This window comes from Desulfatibacillum aliphaticivorans DSM 15576 (assembly GCF_000429905.1).
GTDB classification, from domain to species: domain Bacteria; phylum Desulfobacterota; class Desulfobacteria; order Desulfobacterales; family Desulfatibacillaceae; genus Desulfatibacillum; species Desulfatibacillum aliphaticivorans.
In genome coordinates, this window is sequence record NZ_AUCT01000026.1 from 100,804 (window position 1) to 109,990 (window position 9,187).

At 51.1% G+C, this 9,187-nt stretch carries 7 protein-coding genes; 1 reads left to right on the top strand and 6 read right to left on the bottom strand.

Annotated features, from left to right (window positions below):
- Positions 1-136 precede the first annotated feature (136 nt).
- The 3 genes from G491_RS0120830 to G491_RS0120840 all read right to left on the bottom strand — a co-directional run bounded on the left by G491_RS0120830 (position 137) and on the right by G491_RS0120840 (position 4,503).
- Positions 137-2,281 carry a molybdopterin-dependent oxidoreductase gene (locus G491_RS0120830; RefSeq protein ID WP_028315939.1) on the bottom strand — a complete coding sequence of 715 codons (2,145 nt, stop codon included), beginning with the start codon at positions 2,279-2,281 and terminating at the stop codon, positions 137-139.
- Positions 2,282-2,474: 193 nt separating this feature from the next.
- Entirely contained in the window at positions 2,475-3,191 is a 717-nt protein-coding gene (locus G491_RS0120835; RefSeq protein ID WP_028315940.1) for a bifunctional uridylyltransferase/uridylyl-removing enzyme family protein, read from the bottom strand.
- 202 nt (positions 3,192-3,393) lie between these two features.
- A complete protein-coding gene (locus G491_RS0120840) occupies positions 3,394-4,503 on the bottom strand; it encodes an SGNH/GDSL hydrolase family protein (protein ID WP_169829488.1) in 1,110 nt (369 codons plus the stop codon).
- Between the two features lie 215 nt (positions 4,504-4,718).
- Between G491_RS0120840 and G491_RS0120845 the strand changes: the two genes are divergently transcribed.
- Positions 4,719-5,795, top strand: a complete 1,077-nt coding sequence (locus tag G491_RS0120845) for a hypothetical protein (protein ID WP_028315942.1) — start codon at positions 4,719-4,721, stop codon at positions 5,793-5,795.
- Here the strand turns inward: G491_RS0120845 and G491_RS0120850 are convergent.
- From G491_RS0120850 to G491_RS0120860, 3 genes are all read right to left on the bottom strand, one after another.
- Positions 5,761-7,377: a tetratricopeptide repeat protein gene (locus G491_RS0120850; RefSeq protein ID WP_084511616.1), complete on the bottom strand. Its 1,617-nt coding sequence runs from the start codon at positions 7,375-7,377 to the stop codon at positions 5,761-5,763. The genes G491_RS0120845 and G491_RS0120850 overlap by 35 nt on opposite strands.
- A 3-nt stretch (positions 7,378-7,380) precedes the next feature.
- A complete protein-coding gene (locus G491_RS0120855; RefSeq protein ID WP_028315944.1) occupies positions 7,381-7,698 on the bottom strand; it encodes a hypothetical protein in 318 nt (105 codons plus the stop codon).
- Positions 7,699-7,938: 240 nt separating this feature from the next.
- Entirely contained in the window at positions 7,939-8,382 is a 444-nt protein-coding gene (locus G491_RS0120860; RefSeq protein WP_028315945.1) for a hypothetical protein, read from the bottom strand.
- Positions 8,383-9,187 lie beyond the last annotated feature (805 nt).

Consider the following 9,187-nt stretch of genomic DNA (forward strand, 5'->3'; position numbering starts at 1 on the left):
AGGCAATGTCTCCAGGGATTTTCTCCCTGTGTATATCATTTTATACCGGTAAAAACGCTAAATACAACGCCAAAATGACATAAAATGAATCTTTATCAACAAAAAACACCTTAAATACTACATTAATTTGAAATAATTACAAGCAGTCTTTCTTGGCGGCCTTCACCGGCACCCCGGAAAAAACAGCCGTCCCGCAGATGGAATCCACCCGTTGATTGTCCGTGATGTCATTGACGGATACGCCGGGCCGGCGGGATGCCACATTCAGGGAGACCCCTTTGTATTGATGCCCCCAGCCGTGAGGCACGCTCACAACCCCTTCCATGATGTTTGAAGTGACTTCCGCTTCCAGCTCGATTTTCCCTACCCGAGACTCCAAACTGATGACGTCGCCTTCCTCTATTCCCCGGGAGGCTGCGTCTGCGGGGTTCAGCATGGCGGTGCAGCGGTTGGAGGGCGTGTGCATATTTTCCAGATTGTGGAACCACGAATTGTTGGATTTCCGGTTCCGCCGGCCAATGAGCAGCAGGTCGTAATCGCCGGCAATTTCCGGCGCGGAGAAGTTCCCGGAAAGGGCTTCCAGGCCGTCCGTAAAGATTTGGGGGACGAGATTGATGCGTTTGTTTTTGGTGAACAACCGGCCGGGCAGGCTGGAGCGCAAAGGCCCCAAGTCCACTCCATGGGGGGACGCCTTCATCTTTTTTAAGGTGAGCCCCTGGCCCCAGGGGTTGAGGCCGGCCCCGTGAGGGCCTATGCGAATTCCGGCCTTAAGCAGCAAGGTCGGGGTGCTCATTTTAACGGCGGCCGCCGCCAAGGGGTTGGCCTCCATGCGCACAGCCAGTTCCTTTAAAATCTGCCAGTTATGCCTCACGTCCCCTTCCGGTTCAAATACCGCCGGAGAATACTTGGCCATGTTGTGAGAGCCGCAAACATGCGTCATGGTTGGCATGTGGTCGTGCTCCAGAACGTTCGTGGGCGGTAAAATGATGTTGGCATGCCGGGACGATTCGGCGATGTACCAGTCCATGGCCACCATGTAGTCCAGTTCGGCCAGGGCCTGATCCAGGATTTTTCCGTTAGGCGCAGAGAGAATGGGGTTGCCGCAAATGCTCACCAGGCCCCGGATCTTGCCGGGCCCGGGCGTCATGATTTCTTCGGCCAGAGCCGCCACGGGAAATTCGTCTCCAAAGTCGGGAAGCCCCCTCACGCGGGTTTTGTTTTTTCCCAATTCCCCTTTGGGGGTAAGCCACGAAAGAGCCCTTGCCACGTCCAAGGCCGGAGTGGGAAACATAAAGCCCCCGGGCCTGTCGAACTTGCCTGCGATAATGTTCACAAGCATGATCAGCCAATTGACCAGAGCGCCGTGTTCCTGCACGCAAACGCCCATGCGCCCATAACAGACCGCTGAAGGGGCGCGGCAAAACTCCCGGGCGACGGCTTCCACGTCCCGGGGGGAGACGCCGGTGACGGATTCGGTTTTTTCCGGGCTGAAGGCTTTCACCATGGATTCCGCCTTATCCAGGCCGTCGCAAAAATGCCCCAGCCACCCCGGATCCGCCAGGCCGTCCCGAAACATGACATGAAGCAGGGACGCGAGGAAGAATACGTCCGAGCCCGGCCGGATGAAAAAATGCTGGTCCGCCAAAGACGCCGTCGCCGTTTTCATGGGATCCACCACAACCACTTTGCCGCCCCGCTTTTGAATGGCTTTCATGCGGCGTCCAAACCCGGGCAGGGTCATGATGCTGCCGCCGGAAACCACGGGATTGCCTCCTATCAATAAAAAATAGTCGGTTCGGTTTGCGTCCGGACTGGGCAACAGAAACATGTGGCCGAACAACTGCTCGCAGACCAGCATGAGCGGCAATTGGTCCGCGGAGCTTGCGGAAAAACGGTTTTTGGTGTTCATGGCCTTGAAAAAGGGCAGCAGGTAAAGCAAGGATCCATGGTAGTGGGCGTTGGGATTGCCGAAATAAAAAGCCAGGGCGTCATTGCCGTATTCTTTTCTGATCGCCTTCAATCCCGCCTCGGCCTGATTAAAGGCGTCATCCCACGAAACCCTCTCCCACCCGGCGCCTGTCCGCACCACAGGCTGGCGCAAACGGTCGGGGTCGTTGTATAAATCCTTAAGGGCTGCGCCTTTTGCGCAAATATACCCTTTGGACAATGGATCGTTTTTGTCCCCCCGGATCGTTACAATCTCGGAACCGCGGGTGACAATTTCCAGCCCGCACATGGATTCGCAAATGGAACAGGAACGATAGTGGCGTTTTGTTTCCATAACCCCCCGAAAGCAATATAGAATTTTGCGGTTCAGCGGCCAAGGCGCCGCTTAAAATGCTGGCTACGTCCTAAAACGAATTTTAACCGAATTGGTTGCTGATGAAAAAAGATAAGGCGAACGGACATCCTCCAATCCGTTCGCCTTATTCATAACAGTTGCTTGGTGTGAATGCAACCTGAGAGATGCGCTTTCAGCTTGGCGGAGAAAGCACTTTCAACAGTGCGTCCTGAATCTCATCCAGCTTGCCTTTATCCAAGATTTTTTTGCCGGCTCTGTCCTGAATAAAAAATACGTCCATGACCAGGTAGCCGAAGGTGGCGATCCGGGCCGTACAAACCGTGACGTCGCACAGGTGCAATTCCCGGGTGATCCGATACAGGAGGCCAAGGCTGTCTCCTGCACTTACGCTGACTACCGTGAAAAAACGCGACGCATCATTGTCCAGGCGCACGGAAGGGGTCGCATGATACCGGGAGTCGGGTTCCGCCTCCGGGGAGTCCAGCTTCTTCCGGAGCATGGATTCCAGATCAATCCTGCCTTCCAGAATGCCCAAGAGGTCATTTTCCAGCTTCTGGCCCCAGGTGTCGTCCAAAACCGCGTCAATAGGCAGCTTCACCTTAAAAATGTCAATCACGGTCTGGTTGGTCCATGTGTATATGCGGGACTCCTGGATATCCAGTCCATGAAGAAAAAAAGTCCCGGTTATTTTATTGAAAAGACCAGACTGGTCCGTGCAACATATGGTGATGGAACGGGTGCGGTCATCATCGGCGGGAGCGATTTGCACCAGCGCAGTTGCGTGCGCGAGCTTCTGATGGAGTTCTATGTGGCTGGAAATATCCTCCGGAGAATTTTCCCGGGTGTACCGGGCTGGCATGTGGTTAAAAAGTTCTTTCCAATCGTACATGGTAGCGCCTCTCTTTCTGCTCTTTCTCAACAAGGGTTTATCCCCCCTTTCCATCTTTTAATGGCAAGAATGGCGCCAGAATTATAATCCCCTGAATTAATGCGAAATGCGCCATAAGCAGCCGGCTTTATAAATACAAAATTGTATCTACATCTCTATCAAATATACAAAAACGAAGTTTTTTTCGCCCAAAAAAACCGCTCTACTCCAAACGGCCGCCATTCCAAATGCTTCGCGCCTTGTCAACCAAAGCCGCAGCAGCCACGCGAGCTCCCAAAGGAGAGGGATGCGTATCGTCGCCGGCTGCGTACAGGGACTTGGGGGTCGCCCCGGCCTCTCTCTCAGATTGTCGGTTTTGAAAATCTTCTCTAAAATACCCGGATAAACGGAAATGGGGAAGCCTGAATTTTTCCGCCAGCCGTTCCACGGTCATCCGAGGGCCTTGGGGCGGTGCTGCTTTTTTGTCCCCGTCGAGCCACAGGCCGTCGCCGCCGTTATCCACGTCCATAATCCCGTCGTCGTCAAACCGCGGCCAAACGGCGATCAAACAGGAAAATCCGTTTTCCAACGAAAGCTGCTGGAGCAGCTCAAAGCCTTGCTCCACGTTGTTTCCTCCGATTTCTTCGAATTGCCGGTCATTGATCCAATAATCTTTGTTTTCCGATGCAAAATGCATCCAGTCCGTTTCCATGGCCAGGGTCCGGAAAAGTCTGGAATGGATGAACAGCCACTCAATATATTTGGGCCGTTGGATGCGGTAATGGCTGATCTGGCTGTTGAAATCCCTGAAATCGTTTTTGACGAAGATCAGAATCACCATGTCCGGGTCGAATTTCAATGCTTTGGTGCGCAGCAGCTCCACTTCGGCCCGGGTGCAATACCCTCCCATTCCAAAATTCAACACTTCGACGCGGTCTTCAACCATCAACCGGTCCATCCAGCGCGAAATGGTCTGGTTCAAATCCCAAACTCTGTGTCCCGCGGCCACGGAATCGCCCAGCACCACAATCCGTTTCCATCCCGGCTTTTTTTCCAGGGACCGTTCTATATCCCGCTGTCCGTGGGCGTTGATGTATGGGAACGTCTCGTGCAAGTTCGGGGTGCTGCACCGGAAGTTGGGTTTTAGCTCATAGCCCAGGATGGGGTTGGATGAGGCCTGATAAGCGCTGTTTTCCACATGGGTCCGCACGCGATGCACGTCCGGGCCTATGTTCAAGATGCGCGCAAAGGCTTCGGCGAACCCGAGGGCGAGCAAGGTCGATACGCACACCAGCATGAGCTTGGCGCAAATGTTGCTAATTTTGTATTTCATGACAATCAGCAAAAAACCGCCGCACGGGGAGAGCGGAGGTTTTTTTTCAAGGCCAAAAGGGAACGCAAAGCATGATCAGCATATGAATACACCGAAATCCTTGACTTTTGTCCTATCACGTCATATTGGTTTATTCAAGGCCTTGTCTCAGTAATTCCATTGGCGCGAACGCTGTGCGCCAACCCCTGTAAGTCCATACAATTAGGAGCGTCACAATGAATAGGTTTCTATCCGTTGCCTGTGCGACCTTGGCATGCGCTTTAGCACTCGTTGCCTGGATCCCTCAGCCTGCTGCGGCTGAATTCAGCCCGGACCCGGAGACGGATTTTATAATTGACGTAGACAAAGTGATCTATACGGATCAGGCGGGGCGAATCATTGTTGATGATTTTTCCGTCCAGCCCTTTCCCGGGGAGCAAATCGCCTACTTTGACGTCTCCCAGTACGCCAATGGCCACGAAGGGGTGTATGACTACAACATACAGGCGGACAAGGAATTCACCCCCGCCGCTTATCTCAATAGAATCATGAATGACGACGACGATGAGCATTTTCTGCGCCTGGCCCTTGATCAGGAGGAAGGGGATTTCGGCTGGTTCCCCCTTGTCATGGGAGACGGAACGGCCAGAAACATAGACTTAAGCGTGAAATTCACGAATTTCAGGAATGTCACGGAATCCCAGACAGGCTACCATTTTCAATTGGCCGCAGGCGGATGCACCCTGACCGGGCTGTGGTTCACCGGCACCCGTGCAAACGGGAAGACGTACAGGGACGCCTTGATTTTTTTCGGCGCCATAACGGACGACGATGGAACCACCTACCCGGTGTCGGACACCGACGGCTACCCCTTGGAAGCCATTATTACGGATACGTCCGACCCGGACCAGACAACGGTCACGTTGCGGCTTATCATCAGCACGTATAACGAGGACGACACGGCTTATCAGGGAGGGCTTCTGAGCGCCAGCTATAAGATAAACGACGAAGACACCGTCGCTTTTTTTGAGGGCAGCACCCTGAACGTAAGGCAGGTCACGGGCTATGACGGAACTTATACGGATGACCAGGGCGTGGAGCACAGCTACGACCAGGGGGATTCCGTGGGGTACTATTCCTTCCCCTTTATTCATATGTACACCAAGCATTACGCGGCCGGCAGCCTTTCAAACACCACAACCGTGATTGACGAGCACGTGGGTGGAACCTGCTTTATCGACAATGTATTTGCAAAGCCCGGCAAAGAATCCAAAATCATCAATCCCACATGGCTTTGGAAGTCCCGTCCATAAGGGTTTGAAGACTCTTTCCCGCCTGGACGTGGCCGGGATCGGCGGCCAGAACCTTTTTCAGGTTTTTCACCGCCGCCGAAACATCGCCCAATTGCATCTGGGCCGTGGCCAGGCCGAATAAAGCCTCCACGTGGTCCGGTTCCCACATCAGCGCCTGCTTAAAGCATTCGGCGCCTTCCTCGAACTCCCCTCTGTTCACAGCCAGGCAGCCCAGCCCGTACCATGCATCCCCATGTCTGGGGTTGATTGCCAGGGCCTTTTTATATTCCTCGGCGGCTTCAGCCGAACGCCCCCGGGCGGCCAGCGACGAGCCCAAATATTCGTGAACCATATAATTTTTTCTCGTAACATCAAGGGTATGGGCGTACAGGGTAATGGAATCCTTCCATGCGGCCGCCTGCATTGTTGAAACCACGAACAGGAAAATGACGAAGGCCGCCGTCAAAGCAATGCCAGGCCGGGCCAAAGAGTCTCTTTTCCTTATCAGCCAATCCCCGCTCCATACCGCCCCTATGATCAATCCCAGCAATGGAATGTACATAAACCGGTCCGCACGGCCCTGCAGCCCGGATTGCACCAGGCCGATCACCGGCAGCAGGGCGACGATGAAAAAGAACCAGCCCGCCGTGACCCAAGGCGTCTTACCCCTGAATCTCCAGGCAAAACCAGTGGTCGCAGCGAAAAAAACGCCGGCCAATACGGCTTGATAAACCGGCAGGTCCATGCCTGCATGCGGATAAAAAACGCCCAGGTTCAACGGCCACAGGCTTTTCAGCGCATACCATCCGTAGGCGTATACGGCGCCCCCAACGCGGGCGGCCAGGGGAACGGCGCCAAGGCTTTGCACGCCCCGGTATAGGTTTTGGGCGTACAGCGTGATGAGCCCGAATCCCAGGCACATCACCGCCAGGGGGATTTTTTCCAAAATCAGACATCGGACCTTCTCCCGGGAGAATCGGTTCAAAGGCCAATAATCCAGGATCAGCAATATAAAAGGGAGCGTTACCGCCATAGGCTTGGCCGCCAAAGACAAAAAACCGGCGCAGAAAGTCCACGCCAACCAGGCCCGGCTGCGAGTGTGAGCGTATCGCCCGTAAGCCCCCATGGCCAATAGAAAGAAAAGAGCGAAAAGCACGTCTTTCCGTTCTGACACCCAGCAGACGGACTCCACGTGCAGAGGATGGACCGCAAAAATCAAAGCGGATATCAAACTTAAGCGAAATGACTTGGTCAGCGGCGAAAAAACCCACAAGACCAGCAGGCTGTTAGCCAGGTGGAGCAGCATATTGGTCAGGTGAAACCCCCAGGCGCCCCCGCCGAAAAGGCTTTGATCGGCCATCAGGGATATCCAGGTTAAAGGAATCCAAAATCCCCCATGCAAGGTTTGAAAAGCCCAGGCGACTCCATTGGCCGTCAGCCCGGCCTGCACCATGGGATTTTGCGTGACGTACACCCCGTCGTCCAGGTCAATAAAGTCAAACCCCAGGCTTTGGGCGTAAATCCCCAGGACCGCCGCGGTCAACAGTGCTCCGGCAACGATATGCATCTTTAAACGCGTGCGTGCGGTCTGGTTGTTCTCCATAAATCAAGGCCTGGCTTCAATGGGAGAGATTGGTTCAGCAAGATTAACACCTTGCAATGGTAAAACATTTCTTATCAAGAGAAAAGCCTGAATTTTGCGGGCTGGCTGTGAAGCGGGAGGTTTGAAAGAAAAAGGTGCAACCAGGCCCAACTGCCTGACGACTTCCAGGTTGTGGTCATCGTCGTATTCGAATTCAGTGATGTCGGGATAAATGGATGAAGAGGCCAGCTCGAACTTGTAAATGCCCTTATTGATGACGGACGTGAATTCCCTGGCGCCGAAGGTAACCATTTCCAAGGTCGGCAGATCAGGTTGCGCCATATTGGCGCGTTGCGGGCCGATAAAAGATTAATAAACTATGTTTAATAGATATTCTAATGACTGAATTTATGTATTATTTCAGATCGATATAAAGTTAGTGGATTAATCAGGGACGTCCCCAAAAATATAAACTATGTTAAATTGATATTGTAATGACTGGATTTATGCATTATTTCAAATTGATATAAAGTTAGTGGATTAGTCAGGGACGTCTCCTTGAATATGCGAATTGAAATCTTTTCAATGACTGAAAGAAAAATTGCATATTTCCCATTTTTCCATATGAACTGTGAATACATAGTCACCACTTAAAATAGTCTCATCAAAACCATAATGCAAATCAATTTTAGAACCTATATATATATACAATTCATCCAATTTTAAGCACTTTAGTAACTCATCCATATTGGTAAGGTAATCACCATTAATTTTGCTTTGAACATTGTAAAATATTGTGCTGTTAATTTTAGATAACAACATTTCATACTTCTCATAAAGCTCATGCAGCATTTCATATGACTCTTTATAAGGACCTGTAACATCCCCTTGTACGTAAACAAAGACTTCATGGCCAACTGGAGCAAACATAATTTTTCCTGTCCATGTATCATGATTATCGTATTTTATATTACCAAACACATTATCTTTAATTTTTTTATGTTTAAAAAAGTCCAAAATCCCCATAATGCCCCCCAAAAAAAATTAATTTATCTCGTTTCTAAGACTTCTGGCTGATGTAGTTATTGGATTTATAACAATTTTAGCTACAAATTCCTCAACCATCATTATTTTATGATAACGAGTATGTTGAGAATGACCGAGTTTTTTTAAGTTAAATCGATTATGGCGCAGCCATTTTGGTAAGCCAGCCGTTGGGAATAAAGTTTTTCCTCCACCAGTTAAACGCTGAAACTTATTCCATATATAGGATGGATGCCCTTTTAAAGGATTTAAGTGATGAATACTGTGGTTTGGACCCGTAGGATATAATGATCTATAATATCTCGTTTTTTGACCTCTTGCAATACTTTGAGTAACTTTCCCGGCAGACTTTTGGGGACGTCTTTGATTATTTGACTAACTGTCAACTATGCATGGATTTGTGACGGATTCAATCTTCTTCTATGGAATACCCGTTTTCCAGGGCTATCCGTCTTCCGCTAACTTTGAATCTTATTGAAATCATGTGTTATTTTTGATCAAGTACACATGGATGGCGGACGAATTTGCTATAACCAAGGCGGCGAGGCGGGTGGAAATGCCGTTGGTTTGTAAGCATTGCCAACGGGGATAATTTGCAGGCTATCCATAATCTCTTCGGTTGAACAACATGTCGCTATGCGACCCTGGCAGGATACTGCCCTGCCAGGGCTGCCCGAATGCGTTGGAAACACAGCCTCCCTATTATCCTCTATCTTGTCGGATTGCTCCGCGTGAAGAGATGGGCGCTTAGGATGTTTTTGTGGAAATTTTTACCCCGCCTTGTCCT

Bases quoted from the DNA above. Each gene is read 5' to 3' on its own strand.
- G491_RS0120830 (WP_028315939.1), bottom strand. From the start codon at position 2,281: ATGGAAACAAAACGCCACTATCGTTCCTGTTCCATTTGCGAATCCATG.
- G491_RS0120835 (WP_028315940.1), bottom strand. From the start codon at position 3,191: ATGTACGATTGGAAAGAACTTTTTAACCACATGCCAGCCCGGTACACC.
- G491_RS0120840 (WP_169829488.1), bottom strand. From the start codon at position 4,503: ATGAAATACAAAATTAGCAACATTTGCGCCAAGCTCATGCTGGTGTGC.
- G491_RS0120845 (WP_028315942.1), top strand. From the start codon at position 4,719: ATGAATAGGTTTCTATCCGTTGCCTGTGCGACCTTGGCATGCGCTTTA.
- G491_RS0120850 (WP_084511616.1), bottom strand. From the start codon at position 7,377: ATGGAGAACAACCAGACCGCACGCACGCGTTTAAAGATGCATATCGTT.
- G491_RS0120855 (WP_028315944.1), bottom strand. From the start codon at position 7,698: ATGGCGCAACCTGATCTGCCGACCTTGGAAATGGTTACCTTCGGCGCC.
- G491_RS0120860 (WP_028315945.1), bottom strand. From the start codon at position 8,382: ATGGGGATTTTGGACTTTTTTAAACATAAAAAAATTAAAGATAATGTG.